Source organism: Pseudogracilibacillus auburnensis (assembly GCF_003201975.1).
GTDB classification, from domain to species: Bacteria; Bacillota; Bacilli; order Bacillales; family Amphibacillaceae; genus Pseudogracilibacillus; species Pseudogracilibacillus auburnensis.
The window spans coordinates 326,095-346,583 of sequence record NZ_QJJQ01000002.1 but is presented as its reverse complement, the minus strand read 5'-3'; the positions used below and the strand labels follow the sequence as shown (position 1 = coordinate 346,583).

The following is a 20,489-nucleotide window of genomic DNA, read 5'->3' as shown; positions in this document are numbered from 1 at the left end:
AGGTGGGCTATCGTTTGAGTGGACAAAATATAGTACATCAAGAAAATAAAGGAAAAGCATATACCATATTATTATTTACTGGAATCGTCTTTATCGCCTTCAATTTACGACCAGCTATCACATCGGTTGGACCATTAATTGGAACCATTCGAGACGATGTAGGTTTCTCTAATTGGAGCGTCGCACTGTTAACGAGCTTACCGTTAATTGCGTTTGCCATTATGTCACCTATCGCACCGAAGCTTGCAAATAGACTTTCAAATGAACGGACACTAGCTTTTGGATTACTCGTGTTAATAATAGGCATAAGTTTACGATCTATTTCGGTTATCTTTTTGTTATTTTTAGGAACTTTATTTATCGGTTTTGGAATCGCAATTTGCAATGTACTACTTCCAGGAGTCATTAAGGAAAAGTTTCCAACAAAAGTGGCGATTATGACAAGTATATATACATCATCTATGTCCATTTTTGCTACTTCGGCATCAGGTGTTAGTGTACCTTTAGCGGAAGGTTTACAGTTAGGATGGCAGCTCGCCTTATTCATTTGGATTATTCCCGCAGCAATTGGCCTTATTATTTGGACGATTATTTACCGGAAGAATAACATAAAAAGTGAAGAGAAGATGGCGTTTTTTGAACCGGATAAAGGAAGTGGCATGTGGAAAGCGCCTCTCGCTTGGAAAGTCGCTTTATTTATGGGTCTGCAATCATCGATTTTTTACATAACGATATCTTGGTTACCAGAAATTTTAATGGGATATGGAATGGACAAGACAACGGCTGGAGTGATGCTTTCTTATTTTCAGTTTATCGGTATCCCAGTTAGTTTTATTGTTCCAATGATTGCCGTAAAAATGAAATCACAAAGCTTGTTAGTTTTGATTGTCAATACGTTATACATTATTGGTGTCACTTGTTTAATAATGAATCCATCTTTTGTCGTAACTTTAATTGCTATCGCTTGTATAGGGACAGCCTCAAGTGCGAACTTCGCCTTAGCATTATCATTTCTTGCAATTCGGGCTAGAAATGCGAAACAAGCTGCTGAATTATCAGGGATGGCACAATCAATTGGTTATCTTCTTGCCGCAACCGGACCAATTATGATTGGCTTTATTTATGATCTGACTCAAGTGTGGACAATCCCATTATATTTATTAATTGGTATAACTATTGTTATCATCTATTTCGGAATGGCTGCAGGTCAAAATAAATATGTACTAGATAAATAGAAAAGGGGATTTACATGAAAAAAGTTAAATTAGTTGCATTAGATATGGACGGAACTTTGTTAAATGATGATGGAATTGTATCTAATTATACGAAAAATGTTATCAATCAAGCATTAAATGAGGATATTGAAATTGTCTTAAGTACTGGAAGACCACTACAAATGTGTGCTTCTTATGCAGAAGAGTTAAAATTAACTTCCTATATTATTACATCAAACGGTGCAGAAATATGGACTGTTGATCATAAGTTACTAGAAAGACATACATTAGATGCTCATAAAATAGAATCATTATGGGAGTTAGGAGATAAAAACAATTACCATATGTGGATCGTTGCAACAGATGAAATTTTTGTCAATCGTAGACGTCCTGAAAATTTCCATCAACATGAATGGTTGAAAATTGGATATGGTAACTTGGATGAGAAGGCGAAACAATTTTTACTTGAACAGTTACAAGATGATAAAAGTATTGAAATAACAAATTCATCGCTTACAAATATAGAAATAAACAAAGCAGGGGTAAATAAAGCAAAAGCGATTCGTTCGATCTGTAAAGAGCTCGGTATTTCAATGGAAAACGTTATGGCAGCAGGTGATAGTTTAAATGATCTCAAAATGATCGAACAAGTTGGAGTAGGAGTTGCAGTTGCAAATGCACAGCAATTAATTATTGAAACGGCCGATTATGTGACAGATACGAATAATGATGATGGTGTTGCAAAAGCAATTGAGCGCTTTGCGTTATAACAGAGGAAGAGGACGGGAAAAATAGGTTAGTCATGGAAAAATCCGAACTTGGTGCAAATACTTCAATGAAGAATGCATAAGTTCGGATTTTGCATGATGTTTTTTAAAAAAACGTGTTGCTCATAAAAATTAAACTGTGCAGTATCTTAGTTTGATATTTCGTCTATAAACCTAGTCACAGCAACGTTGATTTCCGCTACGGACAGTCGCTTTCCGCGGGCACGGCTTCAGCCTCCGACGCACAGGACGTGCTAGTGCGGGTGTTGCGACAAGGACGTCGCGAACTTAACCCGCCTCGGAAGAAAACCGCTTCCTCCGGGGTCTTCAGACTCGTGGGACTCCGCTAAATGCTCGTCCCATCGAAGACCATTTGCTTTTCCCGCAGGAGTCGACTGTCCTACGCTCCAATCAACTATACGTTTGGTTAGGTGAATGTAAATGATATTTATTTCAAACATAAATTACCTAATGATTCAACCTCACCTTAGCGAAGGAAATGCACGGAGACTCCTGTGGATGGACAGGGAGGCTACCGAAAAAAACTATTCGAAATTATACCAAAAAGACGGTTATTTTATGGCCAAATGGCATGTTTTCCATACCTCTGTATCGCTAATACAATAGGATGAAAGAAAAAGTCAACATTCCATATTTGTGTGGAATCCGAATGCACGAAGACTCCTGCGGGAAAAGCAACAGCCGAAAATCCATTTCAAACGTTTTGAATAAAACGTTTGAAATTAGTTGAGGCGTTGCCCGAGGAAAGCGAAGTGGATTCGGATGGAACGCATGTAAACAAACCTTGGGGACTTTTTCATCAGCCGCCTATGGAAAGCGCAGCATATTCAGGATGCAGGTGTATACCAATCCTTCCAAAGTTCTTTTAAAACCATTTCAGTTGTCGAAAGCGGAGTGCATTTCCGTAGCGATGGTATATTCACTATTTAAAAGTTACTACACAGTTTCGTTCAACTACGTTTATATTTAAAATCCGACAGCTGCCGAGTAATATTTTAAACTTTCTATTTTGATAATAATTTATCTTTTGAGTGGGACGTTTTGTTATGTCCCACCCTCTTAAAAGACAACTGTTAGCAAGAACATCACAATACTTAGCACAACAGAAGTAATGATCATCGCAAGCAATGGTTTTAACGCTTTCGTTCGAATGGAAGATAAACTGACATTTAAACCAAGTCCAACCATTGCTGAAGTAAGTAAAAACGTTGTCCCATTACTAATCCATAGTTGTATAGGATCAGAAATAAAAATGAACTTATTTAATACATAACTCCCGAACAAACTCATCATAATAAATCCAAGTAAGAAATACGGAAACGTAATACTAGCCCCTTCATTGCCATTCTTTTTACGTTTTAGCCACATAATTAAGATAAAACAGACAGGAACAAGTAAAAATACACGAGTTAACTTTGCAAGCAGAGCGATCGCAAGTTCATTTTCCCCAGCAGGTTCAGCCGCCAGCGCTACATGGGCAAGTTCGTGTAAACTAAGACCAGACCAAATCCCAAAGTCAATACTTGAAATTGGGAGTATTGGCATAACCAACGTATAACAAATCGAAAATACGGTTCCAATTAACGCGATAATGGCAATACTTATTGCGGTATCTTCTTCCTTCGCTTTTAAAATAGGAGCGGTAGCTGCAATTGCCGCAGCCCCACAAATGCCAGTCCCAATTCCTAATAAAAGTGAAATTTCCTCTTCGGCCTTCAACCATTTTGCTAGATAAATCATAAGGAAAATAGCAAAAATAATCGCGATGATGCTCTTGACTAATAATCCAAGCCCATCTTCAAATATTACGTTAATATTTAGCTTTAATCCGTACAAAATGATTGCTAATCGTAAAATATATTTTGCGGTAATATCAATTCCAGCTTTAAGAAATGTAGGATAGCCAAAGATTTGACGATAAATTACTGCAAGTATAATGGCACAAGCTAAAGGACCGACCCGATTAAATCCTGGTACGATTGCTAATACATAGCCAAGTAAAGCGATAAAAAAAGTAAAACCAATCCCTAAAATTACTTTATTCCAGTGTAAATCTTTTATCATGATATACCCTTCTCTCTATTTTGTTACATAAATAGTATAAAATGATCTATATCATTAGTAAAATAGATATTAATGATGGTTCGCATAAGGAATACTTATGAAAGGAGTAATTCACTATGGATCAATATTTAGCAGTTTTTATCGAAGTAGTTGAATCAAAGAGCTTTACCCGCGCTGCTCAAAAATTACATATGACCCAGCCAGCTGTTAGTCAATCAATCAAGAGTTTGGAACAAAAAATTGGAACAAAATTAATTGAAAGAAATAATAAACAATTACATGTAAATAAAGCAGGAGAAATAGTTTATGTAATTGGCAAAGAAATAATCGCAAAATATGAGCAAATGGAAGCTTTAGTTTCAGAATTGGAAAATGAACCTAGTGGTAACTTAAAAATTGGTGCAAGTTATACAATTGGTGAATATCTTTTACCCAAAATAGTCAAAAACCTTTCTAAACAATTCCCTCAAATAACCCCACATATTTTAATAGGGAATACGGAAGAGATTGGAAAAAAGTTACTTAATCATGAAATAGATGTAGGGTTGATTGAAGGGAATTTTAAGGACGAGACAATGAATCATCTATTGTTTACGACGGATGAAATGTATATTATCGCAAGCGGTAGGAAAAACTTACATAGAAAGGGACCAATCGCACCGGAAGAATTAAATGATATGACATGGCTCATCCGTGAAGAAGGTTCGGGAACGAGAAAAATAACCGAACATTTTTTACGTAAAAATAACATTAATCCAAAACAGATCCTCATTTTTGGTAGTACGCAAATAATAAAAGAAGCGGTGGAAGCTGGATTAGGTATTAGTTTAGTATCAAAATGGGCAATAAAAAAAGAACTGAAGCTTGGGACAGTGAAACAATTACCCGTTATGCAAACACCTGTGCAACGCGATTTTTCCATTATAAAAATAAGGCAAGAGTTTGAAACGAAGGCAATGAAAACGTTCGTTGATATGGTGATCAATCACCCATACGCGAACAAATGATTCATATAATAACTTTCTTTATTTTCAAAAAAGAGGTATAATAGGGATATTGAAAGGGGATGGTAACATGGCTTTTTCACGGGGTCCAAAAGAACCTTTACCTGAGGTTGAGACGAATGTATGGTCATGTACAAGTGATGAATGTCAAGGTTGGATGAGAGAGTCATTTAGCTTTGAAAAAGAACCAGAATGTCCGCTTTGTCAATCAAAAATGGAGCAGGAAATACGGATGCTACCAGAATTGGAATGAATTATTAATAGGGGCGTTGGAGGCGCTATCGTATTCATAAATAAATATTTCTATCAAAAAACTTGGTATATGCCGAGTTTTTTAATTTTTGCACACTTTATCATTAGTTAAAATGTTTTAAAAGGGATTGAAATGTTTGCACGTTATTGATATTATCTAATTAAGTAAAACAACATGATCTAACAACTTGATGTAAGCGATTTCAAAAAATATAGGGAGGAATGAATGGATGAGGTATGCAAATCCGAATACAGAGGGGTCAGTTGTTCATTACAAAGAGCGGTATGATAACTATATTGGTGGAGAGTATGTTCCCCCAACAAACGGTAAATACTTTGAAAATGTAAGCCCGGTAACAGGGCAAGTATTTTGTGAGATTGCTAGATCAACGAAAGAGGATGTCGAACTAGCCCTTGATGCAGCACATGATGCGAAAGATGCTTGGGGAAAAACTTCTGTCACAGAAAGAGCGAATATTTTAAATAAAATAGCGGATCGGATCGAAGAAAATTTAGCAATGTTAGCTGTAGCAGAAACGTGGGATAATGGAAAAGCAGTTAGAGAAACATTAGCAGCAGATATACCACTTGCTGTCGACCATTATCGTTATTTCGCCTCAGCAATTAGGTCACAAGAAGGAACGATTAGTCAAATCGACAATGATACGGTAGCATATCATTTTCATGAGCCAATTGGAGTGGTAGGTCAAATAATTCCATGGAATTTCCCAATTTTAATGGCGACGTGGAAAATTGCACCAGCACTTGCAGCAGGTAACTGTGTCGTTTTAAAACCAGCAGAACAAACACCAGCATCTATTCATGTATTACTTGAATTAATTGGTGATTTGATTCCTCCTGGGGTACTGAATATTGTCAATGGATTCGGGGTGGAAGCTGGAAAACCACTTGCTTCCAATAGTCGTGTTTCGAAAGTAGCATTTACTGGAGAAACGACTACAGGACGTTTAATTATGCAATATGCTTCTGAAAATTTAATCCCAGTAACGTTAGAACTCGGTGGGAAATCACCAAACATATTTTTTAAAGATGTCATGGATGAAGATGACGGATTTCTAGATAAAGCGATTGAAGGATTAGTCATGTTTGCACTAAACCAAGGGGAAGTTTGTACATGTCCATCACGAGCGTTAATTCATGAATCGATTTATGATTCTTTCATAGAGCGTGCGATTGACCGAGTGAAGAAGATAAAGATCGGACACCCACTCGACACGGAAACGATGATGGGTGCACAAGCTTCTACAGAGCAATTGGAGAAAATCACTTCTTATCTTAACATCGGAAAAGAGGAAGGTGCAGAAGTATTAATCGGTGGAAATGCAAATAAATTGGAAGGAGAACTTGGGGGCGGATATTATGTAGAACCGACTATTTTTAAAGGTCATAATAAAATGCGCATTTTCCAAGAGGAAATTTTTGGACCTGTTTTATCAGTGACGACATTCTCTGACGATGATGAAGCGATGGAAATTGCAAATGATACGTTATATGGATTAGGTGCTGGAGTTTGGACACGCAATATTAATAAAGCGTATCGATTTGGACGTGGTATCCAAGCTGGTCGCGTATGGACAAATACGTACCACCAGTATCCAGCGCATGCAGCTTTTGGTGGATATAAAAAATCCGGAATTGGTAGAGAAACACACTTAATGATGTTAAGCCATTACCAGCAGACGAAAAATTTACTTGTTAGTTATAGTGAAGGTCCAGCTGGATTCTTTTAATCAAATGAAAAACTCCCACTCTAGAAAATAGTGGGAGTTTTTTGTACAAAAGAGATAAAACGTGCATTAGAAAGTAGCCCATTATATATAATATGATAAGAGGAGTGATGAAAATGGTGGAACGAGTGACAGCGACAGAAGCAGCCCTTTCTTTAATCAAACATTTAAAAGAGATACATGGAGACCTTATGTTTCATCAATCTGGAGGTTGTTGTGATGGGAGTTCCCCAATGTGCTATCCGAGAGATGAGTTCCGAACTGGAGATTCGGATGTTTTATTAGGTAAAATTGGTGGTACACCATTTTATATGTCGAAAGATCAATATGATTACTGGAAACATACACAATTAATTATTGATGTTGTTGATGGACGTGGAGGGATGTTTTCACTCGAGGGGCCAGAAGGAAAAAGATTTTTAACACGCTCTCGCGTTTTCACGACCGAAGAACGCAAGCAATTAGGTATTGGATAAATTTTTTAAATGGTAAGTTGTTGAATTTTTGTAGGCAAAAACATCTACACATAATTTGCATATAATATGAATAAACTCGTAGAAATAAAAGGAAGTGTTGTTGTGCATCAAGAAATAAAATACTATGTACATGGTCATACAGCAGAGGGATATGTAACCTTTTTACAATCGAATATAAAAGACATAAAGAAAATAATTATTTTACAACATCCTTCAAACATAGTAAAAACGAAAGTGTTAAAAAAAATTGCCAATTTTTACAGTAAAGAATATGATCTTGAAATAATTAGTAGTCCTCAAAGTAAAGAATATGTGGATGGAATAATAGTTCGTGAGCTATCTGTAGCAATATTAGCGAATAATGACCCTTCGATAGAAAATGAAATAATCGTTGATTTAACCGAATTTATTCCAGGTAGTTCAGACAAAGCTGTTCACATGCCAGAAAAAAATCAACTATATGAAGAAGCATATGCTTATTTCAAAAGAGGATTAGAAATCCACGATGATTTAGAAAAAATCTATATTAATGAAATGGATTTTACAAAAGCGGATCATGCGGCAGAAAATTGTATAGCGGAATTATTTCATGATACTGAAACAAGTTCACAACCAATTACAGTGTATAAAAGGTTATTTGGTACAAATACGCCTGATGGGATCGTCAATCATGTGCAAGATTTAATCGAACCTATCCAAAATCGAATTTTTATTAAAGGGAGAGCGGGAACAGGAAAATCAGTATTTATGAAAAAAGTATTAGAAGCATGTCATCAATATGGATATGATGTAGAAGTCTACCATTGTAGCTTTGATCCAAAAAGTCTTGATATGCTCATCATTCGCGATCTTGATTGTTGTCTATTTGACAGCACGCCACCACATGAATTATTTCCAACACGAATTGGTGATGCAATTGTCGATCTATACGAACAAACAGTAACGAAGGGAACAGATGAAAAATATGAGGCTGAAATAACTCATTATACAAAAAGATATAAAGCCGAAATGAAAAAGGGCTTAAAGAAACTCGAAGCTACAAAGGAATTAGAGGAAAAGAAAGAAAAAAGTTGGCTGCATACAGAAATAAACAATTTTGATCAAATCGTCGAGGAAATTATGCCCAAATAATAAATTTACTCTTGCAATTTTTCTGAATTCATTGTAAAATAAGTCAACTAACATAGTATCTTTCAATTAGGAGGTGGGGGAAATGGTGACAGTTAAATTATTAAAACCTTATTATATTAAAATGAATACAGAATATATCCGGATCATATTGGCGTATCAGTATTTTTCGTTATTTATTAATAAGAAAGTATACCATTTTGTTCCGATTGAAGGTCAGGAAATATTAATTAATCGTAAAACAAAACAGGTTGTTAATACAGAAACAAAATTTGCCTTTCAAAAAGGGAAAGATATTATTTATTTAACCGTAAAAAAATTAACTTCCCTTGCTGATTTTATGGATCAATTAGAAGAAATCATTAAGCCTTATTATGAAAAATCATTAGTTGTACAAAAACAAGAAAGTCAACTGAATGATAAAACCGAATTAATTATTAAGGAACTAGAAGTGCAAAATATTAAAAGATTAATAGATAAATCACTGGATGAAAAAGATATTCAAACATTTAATATGTTAGTGAAGTTATTATAAAAGGAGAATTTTCTATTTAACAATAGAAAGTTTCTCTTTTTTTGCTCACAGAAATAATAAAACCGACAACATAGCCTTTTCAACGCCTAACTGCTTACCAATCAGCGTGTTTCCTTTCGCGAAAGAGACGATTTTTATCGTCGGTAAAGGAACTAGACAACGTTTATTCCTATCCTCACGTAAGCATAATAGAAGAGGCCGGGACAAAAGTGTTTTCACCAAAGAAAAACCCGAACAATGGTAGCTGCATATAATCCGCTCTGGAAATATACTTCGCTTTCACCACAGGGCATAAGAGCGACATCTGTTCAACCTGCGCTATCGCTTGTTTTCACAGTGACTCCTTTACCGCGGGCGGCTGGTGAGTCTCCTCGGCTAGCGCACTGTGGGGTCTCACCGATGCCTTTCCTCCCGCAGGAGTCTACGTATATTTCCTCCGCTAAGATAATGCATTATTCGTCTTTCGATATGGTCGTTTTAGTTATGTCCCAGCCTCAAAACCGCAGTATTACTTTGTATCTTTTAAAATATCCAATACTTTACCAGCAACAAAACTGCTTGAGCCAATATTTTCCGCTTTTTCTACCATCATCGCAATTAACATATCTTGATCTTCTGTTGGATATCCGACGAACCAACCATTTTCATGACCTTTCGTATCGAGGGCAACTTTAAGCTCTGCAGTTCCGGTTTTTCCCGATACAGGGAAATCCTCATCTTTCGCTGCTTTTGCAGTACCATCTGTCACAACATCACGTAAATATTGTTGCATTAGTTCGGCATCTTCTTCACTAATCACATTTTCAACCCAAATTTCTCCTTTTTTATCCTCTTGTAAAAAGCTCGGTTTTATCATGTTCCCCTTATTTAAAAAAGGAGTATAGGCAAGTGCCATATGCAGAGAGCTTACCTCGATTTCCCCTTGCCCATAACTCGTATTTGCAAGGAGAACTTCATCCGTCAATTTCCCATCATTTGACACTTGTGATGCATTAAACGGAAAAGAGACTGGAAGCTTTTCTCCAAAACCAAATTTTTTCAACCCTTCAATATAATTATCACTACCCATTTCAACAGCTTTCATTGCGAAATAAATATTATCTGATTTAATAATAGCTTCTCTTAGATCGACTGGTTTCGAAGTGGTAGAAACCCGTTTTACTTTGAAGTCTCCCCATCCTTCTTTCCCCCATGTTAACCCATTTATCGTAATTCCTTCTTCTGGCTTAATCGTGCCATTTGATAACCCTATTGCAGCTGAAACAGGCTTTAGAACTGAACCAGGTGCATACGTTGCTGTAAAGCGGTTAACAAATGGTTCTTCTTTATCATTCATTAGTGCATCCCAGTTACTTTGAGAGATTCCATACGTTAATTCATTCGGATCAAACGATGGACTGCTTATTAATGCTAGAATTTCCCCAGTTTTTGGGTTAATGGCAGCTGCAGTTCCAGATTTACCTTCATAAGACGAAAATATTTTTTCTTGAATATTAACATCAATTGAAATTTGAATATGTTCCCCATTTTTTACAGATTTCTCCGCTAGCAGAATCGTTTCTTCTTTTTTATCGCCATTATCTTTAATGATTAGTATTTTAACTCCTTCTTCGCCACGTAATTTGTCTTCATAAAAGAGTTCCAGACCGCGTTTACCAATCATATCACTTTCTTTGTACGCACCTTCTGGATATTTTTTCATTTCTTCAGACGTGATTTGCCCAATGTACCCAGTTAAATGTGCGGCAGCCTTATTGGATGGGTATGTTCTACCAGTTGTTTTAACAGAAGTGACGGAAGGAATAAGCAACAATTGAGATATTTTTTCTTCCGCACTTTTGGGAATTATTTTTAATGGAACGAAATGGTCAGGCTCAACCCAAGCTGCATTTAACTTTTCATCTATTGCATTAACCGACATATTTAATAATGCTGCAATTTGCTCTTTTTCATTTTCTTCAGATTCAAATTTACTTGGGACAACTCCAATTTCATAAGCGATATCATTGATAGCAAGTGGCATTTGATTGCGGTCAAGAATTTCTCCTCTTCTTGGGCTTTCTACATCAATCTTAATTTTTCCGCCATCCGCCAAATCAGGAAAAATAAGTCCAGGATCCCATTCAATATACCAGTCTTTTGTTTCTTCCTCATTATCTTCTTCCACCAAGTGAAGGGTAATATCATATGTGAATTGAATTGGACCAGCGATACTATCCATTTCTACTTCTAAGGGGACAGTGACAATCCCTTCTTCACGAGCTTTGGACAACTCTTTATCTGATAATTCGGTTGAAGATATAGCCAAATTTTCGATTCCTAGATCATTGTAAATTTTCTCATAGCGATCAACAAAATCTTCTTTTGCATATTCAGCTTTCACTTCATCTGTCAGCATCTCATACATTTTCATAAACTCATTTTTGTTCCAAAGGGAAATGTATGTATCAAGCTGCTCTGCTGGGTTATGTTCTTCATTGGAACAACTTGCAAGAAAAATTAGAAATATAAGACTAACTACGTATAAATATCTTTTCATTTTAAAACCCCCAAGATTGGTTAAGCGATCTCTCTCTATTTCTTTATATAGGACAATGTGAGAAACAAACGTTATGTTTCACTTTTTTCTTTAAGTGCATGTTCAAAAAGGAAGATAAAAAAGGATCCGAGGTTAGCTAAGATCGCTGATGTTCTGGGACTGCATTGGATGCTCCTCCCATCGAAAAAGATTATGTCTGCGATTACTTTGCATATAAAATATTGCCAGCACAGCTTTTCTGCCAAAGAAATGCTGAAATGTCATTTTTATCGGACTTTTTGAACAGCTTCTTAAATGTATAAAAAATCATTTTGATCAATTTAATCAAAATGACATTATTTAGTATCCACAGGGAGTGCGTTAATAATATATCTATCTGGTGCACTTCCAACATAATTAAATGGATAGCAAGTAGAAACCGTTAATACTTCATCAGGTGCTGTCGATTTTATGACAGTACGATCATCTGCACTGACTATTCTCGTTTCGACAATTTCATAGGAAAATTCCCCGTACGGCACTTTAACCGTTAAAATATCACCAATTTCTAATTCACCCATTCTCCTAAAAACAGTATCCCGATGACCTGATAACAAGATTTGATCATTTTCTGATGGAAAGACCGTACTTTTATAATGACCAACTCCCTTTTCTAACTCATCTTCATCTGTTCCTTCGACGATCGGTAATTCCGCATCAATTTTTGGAATGTCTAAAATTCCAATTGTATCTCCCACATTCGGAGAAAAGTTTTTATATGCCTCTAGTAAATTATCTACGTCGTCGGTTGAAGTTAGTATTTCTTGAGCTTCCGCTAAACTTTCTTTTTGTAACATGTTTGTTAAGACTAATTGATAGCCAGCGTAACCAATGATACCAATTCCGATTATCATTAAAAAAACAGATAATTTGCGCAAAAAATCACTCCTTGAAACGAACATTTCTAAATCATTTTATTACGCTTATTATACCGTCTTACCAAGGGAAATGAAACAAATAAATTAAATATTCATTACTTATTAACACAATTTAAACGTTCAAAAAAACCAACAAAAAACGTTCTTCCATCACACTTGTACAAATTCCAATTTCTTTTGAAATAGCATATGATAAAAAAAGTAAAACAATTGATAGAAAAGTCTTGTCGAATTTACAATTATTGTTTAAAATAATGTAGGAATAGGAATGAAAGATGACTTTTCGAATAACTGAGAATAAGGATGATCATTAATGACTGAACAAGAAAGATTTAAAAGCTTATTACAAAATATAATTTACGAAACGGAACAAGATAATATAACTTCAACAGACGAATTAATTCATTTAATTGTCCGAGAATTCCAGAAAACATTACTAATTGCAAGCAACAGACCTTAAGATACGATCGTTTCAATATATTTTTTATCTATTTCATTAAGTATAATTTGATTATTTGTTAAATCAATCATTTCCGCTTGAAAGGAATCAGCAACTCCGATATGGACATAGACAATTAATTCTACTTTTTCTAAATAATTAATATGATCGATCACATGGGATGACATCCGTAAGGCATTTTCCACTTTTCCAAGTAAAGGATACTCGATGCTCAAGGATATCCCTTGCATTAACTCACCTTTTACGATGCCTATTGTTTTAATTGTTTCAGAAGTTGTGCTGCTGTAAGCTCGGATTAATCCTCCAGCACCGAGTTTTATCCCACCGAAATAGCGTGTAACAACAACAGCAGTATTTTTTAATTGAAGCTTTTTTAATACGTCCAACATTGGGATGCCGGCTGTACCACTAGGTTCTCCATCATCATTTGCCTTTTGAATTTCATCATGATCACCGATTAAGTAAGCCGAGCAATTATGTGTGGCATCATGATGCTTTTTTTTGATTTTTTGAACAAATTGTTGAGCCTCCTCCGCTGACTTTACTCTTTCTACATATCCGATAAATCGAGATTTTTGAATAATTATTTCGTGTGTACCAGCTTGTTTTACGGTATAATAATAATTTAGCATATAGATTAATTCCTCCGATAAGATAGTGCTTTCCTAATTATAACATAGGTCGGTGATTGGAAAATGGTTTTGGAGAATCAAATGGATAAAAAAACGTTAGACACTATTATAGACGAAATGACGAATGTCGTTGAAAAAAGTAAAGATGAAATATTTCATATAAGTGAAGAAGCGATGGAAGAACACGCTCATTTACAACGGGAACTAGAAGAAACTAAAATGATGGTGAAAGATTATATAAAACGTGGCGACCGACTAGAAGTAGAGGTAAGAAAGTCAAGGCAAAAACTTTCGGTCGTAAGTCGTGAATTTAATCGTTATACGGAAAGCGATATTCGCCATGTCTATGAAGAAACGCATTCCTTACAGACAAACTTAGCGATTATGCGTCAAGAAGAAAAAAGACTTCGCCAAAAACGGGACGAGTTAGAAAGACGAATTATTCGTTTAAAACGAACGATTGAACATGCAACCAACTTGGGTAGAAAAGTATCTGTCGTATTGACGTATTTACATGATGATTTCAGTAAAGTAAATAAAGCATTAAAAACAGCAAAAGAAAAACAACAATTTGGGTTGAAAATTATCGAGGCTCAAGAAATCGAACGTAAAAGACTTTCACGAGAAATCCATGACGGGCCTGCACAAATGCTTGCAAACATATTAATTCGCTCTGAAATTGTTGATTTAGCTTTTCGAGAAGGCAATGTCGAACAAGCACTAAAAGAAGTGAAAAGTATCCGCGGAAATATTCGTTCTTCCTTACAAGAGGTAAGACGGATTATTTATGATTTACGCCCAATGGCTTTAGATGACCTTGGACTTTTTCCAACAATTAAAAAGCATATTGCGACCATGTCAGAATATAACAATATTGAAATTGAATTAATTTTACTTGGGGATGAAAGAAGGTTAGAAGCAAATTATGAAGTAGCAATTTTTCGCTTAGTACAAGAAGCACTACAAAATGCTATAAATCATGCCGAAGCAAATTTAATCAAAGTGACGATTGAAGTACTTCCCGATCAAATAACTGTTATAATTAGAGATGATGGAATTGGATTTGATCATGATATTGAGAAAAAAGATTCATTCGGATTAATCGGAATGAAAGAACGTGTTGAAATATTAGACGGGAAATTATTGATCGAATCAGGAAGGGGAGAAGGAACTACTATTAGGATAATAGTACCATATAATCAAAGTTTTGATAGGTCTTAATAACCTTGTTATATTATGTTTTCGTATAATATGGTGCATTTTGTTTGATAAACAGATACAATAAAATAAAACTAATGGAGGGAATACTTTTATGGTTTCGAAAGAAGTAATTACTATTGCACTAATTGATGATCATAAACTATTTCGAGAAGGAGTAAAAAGAATACTAAGCTTTGAACCATCATTTGAAGTTGTCGCAGAAGCAGACGATGGGTATGATGCAAAAGAAATAGTTGAAAAATATCAACCAGATATTGTATTAATGGATATAAATATGCCAGAGATGAATGGGATCGAAGCTACGAAAGATTTATTACAAAATAATCCTGATGTAAAAATAATTATTTTATCGATCCATGAAGATGAGAGTTATGTTACTCATGCACTCCAAACAGGTGCACAAGGGTACTTACTAAAAGAAATGGATACAGAATCTTTAATGGAGGCAATAAAAGTCGTCTATGATGGTGGCTCTTATTTACATCCTAAAGTTACTCACAATCTAGTTCAAGAGTATCGTAAATTAGTAGAAAATAAGGAATCATCTTCAGGTGCAGGTGAAATAGAATATAGAAAGCCACTACATTTACTAACGAAACGTGAATGCCAAGTTTTACAACTTTTATCAGAGGGACAAAGCAACCGTCGTATCGCGGAGACTCTAGTCATTAGCGAAAAAACGGTCAAAAATCATGTCAGTAATATATTGCAAAAAATGGATGTAAACGATCGTACACAAGCTGTTGTTACAGCTATTCGAAACGGTTGGGTTGAAGTATTTTAATCACTTTATTGTTAAAGGGGGGGCAATGATGAAAGTAGCAATTGTAACGGATAGTACTGCTTATATTCCAGAAAATTTACTAGAAAAGTATCATATTCATACCGTACCATTAAGTGTTGTTTTTGGAGATGAGTCCTTTCGTGAAGGAATGGATATTACGACCGCAGAATTTTATGCAAAAGTTAAACAATCAAAAGATTTACCCTCAACATCGCAACCGGCGATCGGTACATTTATCGAATTATTTGAGGAACTTTCAAAGGACTATGATGCAATTATTTCTATCCATCTTTCTAAGAAGTTTAGTGGTACATATGAAGCAGCGAAAAGTGCAGGGAACATGGTGGAAAACGTAAAAGTATACCCATATGACTCAGAATTAAGTGCTATGCCACAAGGTTTGTATGCAATCGCAGCTGCCGAAATGGTTCAACAAGGGAAAACAGTAGATGAAATAATCACTCATTTGGATGATATGAAAAGTAAAACCCGCACTTATTTTATGGTAGATGATTTAAGTCATTTACAAAGGGGTGGAAGATTAAATAGTGCCCAAGCATTGTTAGGAAGCTTGTTAAATATTAAACCGATCTTACATATTGTTGACGGATTAATTGTTCCGTTTGAAAAAATACGTACAAGAAAAAAAGCGATTAACCGAATGATGTCCATGCTTGAAGATGAAGCGGTGAATAAAAAAATTGTACGAGTTGTCTTTATTCATGCAAATAATGAAGCGGTAGTAACGAAATTGCGAGAAGATTTTGCGAAAAATCATCCAGAAATCGAGTCGATCATCAGCTACTTTGGACCAGTAATTGGTACGCACTTAGGTGAAGGGTCGATCGGTGTTTGTTGGTATACTGAATAAGGTGGTATTGAAAATTGATTACATATGTCAGCCGAAAACTAGTTTCGATGTGGAATCAACTGATTGGAAAAAAGGGGAGAATAACAAGTCATCACTCCCCACCCCTTAGGACTAAAGACGTTCAACTTGATAATAACTATGTGAAAGACTTAGCTAAGAAATATACAGGAAAATTGTTGCTTAGAGATGAAATAGTAGTACAAGAAGCACTTTTTCAGAAACTACTAACCTACCGTATATTTACCCCAATCCCCTCCATTCAAAACGGTTTATTTTTCACAAAGTGTATCCGATGTAATAATAAAAAGAAGTCTTTATTTGCGGAAATCCCCTGTTCTCGTTGTCAAAAACGACATCGTTATTGCCGAAACTGTATCAATATGGGTAGAGTAATGGAATGTGAACATTTATATTATTGGTCGGGGGAAAGGTACCGTTGGCCACAATTAAAAAGTCCTTGTACATGGAACGGAACATTAACCGAAGCACAACAGCATGCAGCCGATAAAATTATGGAAACAGTCAAGCGAGGAGGAGAGCAGCTAGTATGGGCGGTGACAGGGGCTGGAAAAACAGAAATGCTTTTTCAAGGGATTACGACAGCGCTTGAGCTGGGGAAGCGAGTATGTATCGCAACACCTAGAGCAGATGTTGTCCGAGAATTATTACCCCGCCTTCAGCGAGCCTTCACTTCTCTCCATATTCAGGCATTATATAGCGGGAGTCGGGATAATGATGGAACAGCTCAACTTATGATCGCGACAACTCACCAGCTTCTAAGATATCAACATGCATTCGATGTGCTTATTATTGATGAGATTGATGCATTTCCTTTTCATCATGACAAGTCTCTTCAATTTGCAGCAAGGAGAGCAGCAAAAAAGAACGCTGCACGAATCTATTTGACGGCTACCCCGCGAAAAAAGCTGCGAAATAGAGTTATGACGAAGAAAATAGACTATGTGTTTGTACCCGTTCGTTTTCATGGGCTTCCTCTTGAAATTCCTAACCTCTTCTATTGTTCCTCTTTGAAACGTCGGTTAGAAAACAATATGCTTCCAGAGAAGTTTATTCAATGGCTAAAAGAGAGAGAAAAGCCAACTCGACAAATGCTTATTTTTGTTCCAACCATTCAACTTGCAAACTCCCTTAGAGAACCTCTTATTTCACTTTTTCTACACCATCAACTTATTTCAAATCAAAAAGAAATGATTAGTGTTCATGCAGAAGATAAAGTACGGGAAGAAAAGATCACTTCTTTCCGTGAAAAGAAAATATATGCGCTTATTACGACAACGATTTTAGAACGGGGCGTTACTTTCCCGTCCATTGATGTTGCAGTTCTCGACGCAGGTCATATCATTTTTGATGAAGCTGCATTAGTACAAATCACTGGACGGGCAGGAAGAAGCCCAGTCGATCCGAAAGGGGAAGTAGTCTTTTTTCATGATGGAAAGACAGATGCAATGATCATGGCTCGTGATTCGATACTAGAGATGAATAAACGGGCAATGAAATTAACAACTAATTCAAAAAAGGAGTGAATGGATGAACTATTGTTTATGGTGCGATGAAGAATTAATTGTTCATACTAATTGGGGAAATGTGATCCATTTGCAAAAACAGCAAAAATTATGTCCCCTTTGTATAGCTAAATTTAAAAAAATCACTGGAAATCGCTGTACGATTTGTAGTCGCCCATCTGGAAACAAGACATGTGAAGATTGCGAGAAATGGAAAAGCATTTATGCAGGGAATGATCCATTGGACAGAAATGTATCCCTTTATTCGTATAATCATTTTATGAAAGAGATGATTGCAAAATGGAAGTATCGAGGCGATTATATATTAGGTGAAGTCTTCAGAAGAGAATGGTTGATCCATTTTATGAAAAGTTATTCAACGTTAAAAAAGCAAGCAGCGATCATTCCAATACCTTTAAGTGATGAACGATTAATTGAAAGAGGATTTAATCAGTCCCAATTATTAGCTTCTTTTTTAAACTTGAAACAAATGGAGATACTGAAAAGAATTCATTCTGAAAAACAATCAAAAAAAACGAGAATCGAGCGCATGATGTCTGAAAACCCCTTTACATTAACAAAGCCAATAACGAAACCAGTTATTTTGATCGATGATATTTATACGACTGGAAGAACGATCCGTCATGCTGCTAATCTCCTAAAAATAAATGGGTGTCCAAAAGTATATGCGTATACTTTAGTTCGTGGGTAAGTTCATGATTTAACAGCTAGCATCATATAATTGGGGAATAACTAGTTTCGACAAAAATGTGACAAAACGTTGACAATATTATTGATTTGCAATCGCTTACATGATATGATAGCACGTATATAAAAAACGGAATATTTCTTAAATATAGAAAAGCATAACTTTAATACTTAACTAAATAGGTACAATTGATTATATAAGAAGTCTATCAAATTACGTATTTCACATCATGAAATTACTTTCCAGTGTAAATGTAATGAATTTGGAACAAACCTTCATTTTATTATGTTGGTTTATCATAATAACAATCATTTATAAGGGGGATTTTCATGCAAAAAGTAAAAAATCGTTGGCTAATTGCTGCATCTGCTGTAGGAATACACATTTCAATAGGTTCTGCCTACGCTTGGAGTGTTTTTACGAATCCTATGGTTGATCAGTACGGGTGGGATACAACCCAAGTTTCACTTGCATTTAGTATCGCCATTTTCTTTTTAGGAACGTCAGCAGCATTCATGGGACGTTTCGTTGAAAAAAATGGACCACGAAAATCAGGTATGCTAGCAGCGGTTTTTTTCGGTGTTGGGGTTGCGGGATCAGGATTAGCAACGATGATGGAGTCACTATCTTTATTATACATTTTTTATGGGGTGATTGGTGGTACGGGATTAGGAATCGGATATATTGCACCTGTGTCAACGCTTGTAAAATGGTTCCCAGATCGAAGAGGACTTGCGACAGGGCTTGCTATTATGGGGTTTGGCTTTGCGGCACTAATAAGTGGGCCAGCAGCAGCAACTCTAATAGAAAATGTCGGGATTTCTAGTACATTTTACATTTTAGGGCTTATTTACTTCGTTGTGATGACGTTATCGGCACAATATCTATCTCCACCGCCAGAAGGATGGGCACCTAAAGGGTTTATTGAAAGTAAAAAGAACGGTACGAGTAAAATAAAAGCAGATTTGTCTCAACTAACTGCCAATGAAGCAGTGAAAACGAGAAGGTTTTGGATGCTTTGGATCATGCTATTTATTAATATAACATGTGGAATTGCTATTTTAGCTGTTGCCTCCCCGATGGCTCAAGAGATTACTGGTATGACTGCGATTGCAGCGGCTACAATGGTTGGACTTCTTGGTTTATTCAATGGAGCGGGCAGACTAGGCTGGGCGTCCTTATCGGATTATATCGGTAGACCAAATGTATATACAGCATTTTTTGTCATTCAAGTAATCGCGTTTTTTGTTCTTCCATTTGCAACGAATGCAATCGTATTCCAACTGTTACTTTTTCTAATTTTAACTTGCTATGGTGGCGGATTTGCTTCCATCCCAGCGTATATTGGCGATTTATTTGGAACAAAACAGCTTGGAGCGATACATGGCTATATATTAACTGCATGGGCACTTGCAGGAGTTGTCGGTCCAGTATTATTATCCCGAATTTATGATCTTACAAATAGTTATAATATGACGATGATGATATTTGGTGTTCTATTTGCTGTTGCACTTTTCGTTTCGATTTGGATTCGTACAGATATTAGGCGTTTACAGGAAAAACAAGTTAAATCGAAACCTAGAGTATCTAGGGTAGCGACCAAGGCATAAGAAAGAGTAAATGA

General features: G+C 35.9%; 19 protein-coding genes. 15 read left to right on the top strand and 4 right to left on the bottom strand.

Translation table 11 applies throughout. The annotated features are described in order from the left end of the window. The first annotated feature begins 14 nt into the window (after window positions 1-14). Entirely contained in the window at window positions 15-1,235 is a 1,221-nt protein-coding gene (locus DFR56_RS04770; protein ID WP_244916428.1) for a CynX/NimT family MFS transporter, read from the top strand. A 14-nt stretch (window positions 1,236-1,249) separates the two neighbouring features. Beyond that, window positions 1,250-1,984: a Cof-type HAD-IIB family hydrolase gene (locus tag DFR56_RS04765; protein WP_110394273.1), complete on the top strand. Its 735-nt coding sequence runs from the start codon at window positions 1,250-1,252 to the stop codon at window positions 1,982-1,984. A 1,077-nt stretch (window positions 1,985-3,061) separates the two neighbouring features. On the opposite strand, the gene DFR56_RS04750 is transcribed toward DFR56_RS04765, so the two are convergent. Then, entirely contained in the window at window positions 3,062-4,066 is a 1,005-nt protein-coding gene (locus DFR56_RS04750; protein WP_110394270.1) for a YeiH family protein, read from the bottom strand. 116 nt (window positions 4,067-4,182) lie between these two features. Here DFR56_RS04750 and DFR56_RS04745 point away from each other — a divergent pair, with 116 nt between their 5' ends. The 6 genes from DFR56_RS04745 to DFR56_RS04720 all read left to right on the top strand — a co-directional run bounded on the left by DFR56_RS04745 (window position 4,183) and on the right by DFR56_RS04720 (window position 9,209). Then, complete coding sequence (locus DFR56_RS04745; RefSeq protein ID WP_110394269.1) at window positions 4,183-5,073, top strand: LysR family transcriptional regulator; 891 nt, start codon at window positions 4,183-4,185, stop codon at window positions 5,071-5,073. Between the two features lie 67 nt (window positions 5,074-5,140). Next, complete coding sequence (locus DFR56_RS04740) at window positions 5,141-5,323, top strand: cold-shock protein (RefSeq protein ID WP_110394268.1); 183 nt, start codon at window positions 5,141-5,143, stop codon at window positions 5,321-5,323. Between the two features lie 229 nt (window positions 5,324-5,552). Beyond that, window positions 5,553-7,073 carry an aldehyde dehydrogenase gene (adh, locus tag DFR56_RS04735; RefSeq protein WP_110394267.1) on the top strand — a complete coding sequence of 507 codons (1,521 nt, stop codon included), beginning with the start codon at window positions 5,553-5,555 and terminating at the stop codon, window positions 7,071-7,073. 113 nt (window positions 7,074-7,186) lie between these two features. Beyond that, on the top strand, window positions 7,187-7,546 hold the full coding sequence (locus DFR56_RS04730) for a DUF779 domain-containing protein (protein ID WP_110394266.1): 360 nt from the start codon (window positions 7,187-7,189) through the stop codon (window positions 7,544-7,546). Between the two features lie 102 nt (window positions 7,547-7,648). Then, a complete protein-coding gene (locus tag DFR56_RS04725) occupies window positions 7,649-8,677 on the top strand; it encodes a hypothetical protein (RefSeq protein ID WP_110394265.1) in 1,029 nt (342 codons plus the stop codon). Between the two features lie 82 nt (window positions 8,678-8,759). Beyond that, window positions 8,760-9,209, top strand: coding sequence for a hypothetical protein (locus DFR56_RS04720; protein WP_110394264.1), 450 nt, complete (start codon window positions 8,760-8,762; stop codon window positions 9,207-9,209). A 508-nt stretch (window positions 9,210-9,717) separates the two neighbouring features. Here the strand turns inward: DFR56_RS04720 and DFR56_RS04715 are convergent. Both DFR56_RS04715 and DFR56_RS04710 read right to left on the bottom strand, forming a co-directional pair. Then, entirely contained in the window at window positions 9,718-11,748 is a 2,031-nt protein-coding gene (locus DFR56_RS04715) for a penicillin-binding transpeptidase domain-containing protein (RefSeq protein WP_110394263.1), read from the bottom strand. A gap of 335 nt (window positions 11,749-12,083) precedes the next feature. Then, the gene (locus DFR56_RS04710; protein ID WP_110394262.1) at window positions 12,084-12,665 is read right to left on the bottom strand and encodes a class D sortase; all 582 of its coding nucleotides are present in this window, start codon (window positions 12,663-12,665) and stop codon (window positions 12,084-12,086) included. A 313-nt stretch (window positions 12,666-12,978) separates the two neighbouring features. Between DFR56_RS04710 and DFR56_RS22825 the strand changes: the two genes are divergently transcribed. Beyond that, complete coding sequence (locus DFR56_RS22825) at window positions 12,979-13,125, top strand: hypothetical protein (RefSeq protein WP_158525504.1); 147 nt, start codon at window positions 12,979-12,981, stop codon at window positions 13,123-13,125. On the opposite strand, the gene DFR56_RS04705 is transcribed toward DFR56_RS22825, so the two are convergent. Further along, on the bottom strand, window positions 13,122-13,757 hold the full coding sequence (locus tag DFR56_RS04705; RefSeq protein ID WP_110394261.1) for a YigZ family protein: 636 nt from the start codon (window positions 13,755-13,757) through the stop codon (window positions 13,122-13,124). The two genes, DFR56_RS22825 and DFR56_RS04705, sit on opposite strands and share 4 nt — an antisense overlap. An 81-nt stretch (window positions 13,758-13,838) precedes the next feature. Here DFR56_RS04705 and DFR56_RS04700 point away from each other — a divergent pair, with 81 nt between their 5' ends. From DFR56_RS04700 to DFR56_RS04675, 6 genes are all read left to right on the top strand, one after another. Next, entirely contained in the window at window positions 13,839-14,978 is a 1,140-nt protein-coding gene (locus DFR56_RS04700; protein WP_242694451.1) for a sensor histidine kinase, read from the top strand. Window positions 14,979-15,069: 91 nt separating this feature from the next. After that, window positions 15,070-15,762, top strand: coding sequence for a response regulator (locus tag DFR56_RS04695; protein ID WP_110394260.1), 693 nt, complete (start codon window positions 15,070-15,072; stop codon window positions 15,760-15,762). A 28-nt stretch (window positions 15,763-15,790) separates the two neighbouring features. Further along, complete coding sequence (locus DFR56_RS04690; protein WP_110394259.1) at window positions 15,791-16,633, top strand: DegV family protein; 843 nt, start codon at window positions 15,791-15,793, stop codon at window positions 16,631-16,633. Window positions 16,634-16,647: 14 nt separating this feature from the next. Next, the gene (locus tag DFR56_RS04685) at window positions 16,648-18,177 is read left to right on the top strand and encodes an ATP-dependent helicase ComFA (RefSeq protein ID WP_342353139.1); all 1,530 of its coding nucleotides are present in this window, start codon (window positions 16,648-16,650) and stop codon (window positions 18,175-18,177) included. A gap of 4 nt (window positions 18,178-18,181) precedes the next feature. After that, window positions 18,182-18,868 carry a ComF family protein gene (locus DFR56_RS04680; protein ID WP_110394258.1) on the top strand — a complete coding sequence of 229 codons (687 nt, stop codon included), beginning with the start codon at window positions 18,182-18,184 and terminating at the stop codon, window positions 18,866-18,868. Between the two features lie 326 nt (window positions 18,869-19,194). Next, window positions 19,195-20,475, top strand: coding sequence for an L-lactate MFS transporter (locus DFR56_RS04675; protein WP_110394257.1), 1,281 nt, complete (start codon window positions 19,195-19,197; stop codon window positions 20,473-20,475). The last annotated feature ends 14 nt before the right edge of the window (window positions 20,476-20,489 follow it).

Excerpts from the sequence above, each read along its gene's own strand:
- DFR56_RS04740 (WP_110394268.1), top strand. The coding sequence starts at position 5,141 with ATGGCTTTTTCACGGGGTCCAAAAGAACCTTTACCTGAGGTTGAGACG.
- DFR56_RS04705 (WP_110394261.1), bottom strand. The coding sequence starts at position 13,757 with ATGCTAAATTATTATTATACCGTAAAACAAGCTGGTACACACGAAATA.
- DFR56_RS04695 (WP_110394260.1), top strand. The coding sequence starts at position 15,070 with ATGGTTTCGAAAGAAGTAATTACTATTGCACTAATTGATGATCATAAA.
- DFR56_RS04675 (WP_110394257.1), top strand. The coding sequence starts at position 19,195 with ATGCAAAAAGTAAAAAATCGTTGGCTAATTGCTGCATCTGCTGTAGGA.
- DFR56_RS04765 (WP_110394273.1), top strand. The coding sequence starts at position 1,250 with ATGAAAAAAGTTAAATTAGTTGCATTAGATATGGACGGAACTTTGTTA.
- DFR56_RS22825 (WP_158525504.1), top strand. The coding sequence starts at position 12,979 with ATGACTGAACAAGAAAGATTTAAAAGCTTATTACAAAATATAATTTAC.
- DFR56_RS04680 (WP_110394258.1), top strand. The coding sequence starts at position 18,182 with ATGAACTATTGTTTATGGTGCGATGAAGAATTAATTGTTCATACTAAT.
- DFR56_RS04730 (WP_110394266.1), top strand. The coding sequence starts at position 7,187 with ATGGTGGAACGAGTGACAGCGACAGAAGCAGCCCTTTCTTTAATCAAA.
- DFR56_RS04745 (WP_110394269.1), top strand. The coding sequence starts at position 4,183 with ATGGATCAATATTTAGCAGTTTTTATCGAAGTAGTTGAATCAAAGAGC.
- DFR56_RS04700 (WP_242694451.1), top strand. The coding sequence starts at position 13,839 with ATGGATAAAAAAACGTTAGACACTATTATAGACGAAATGACGAATGTC.
- adh (WP_110394267.1), top strand. The coding sequence starts at position 5,553 with ATGAGGTATGCAAATCCGAATACAGAGGGGTCAGTTGTTCATTACAAA.
- DFR56_RS04750 (WP_110394270.1), bottom strand. The coding sequence starts at position 4,066 with ATGATAAAAGATTTACACTGGAATAAAGTAATTTTAGGGATTGGTTTT.
- DFR56_RS04715 (WP_110394263.1), bottom strand. The coding sequence starts at position 11,748 with ATGAAAAGATATTTATACGTAGTTAGTCTTATATTTCTAATTTTTCTT.
- DFR56_RS04690 (WP_110394259.1), top strand. The coding sequence starts at position 15,791 with ATGAAAGTAGCAATTGTAACGGATAGTACTGCTTATATTCCAGAAAAT.
- DFR56_RS04720 (WP_110394264.1), top strand. The coding sequence starts at position 8,760 with ATGGTGACAGTTAAATTATTAAAACCTTATTATATTAAAATGAATACA.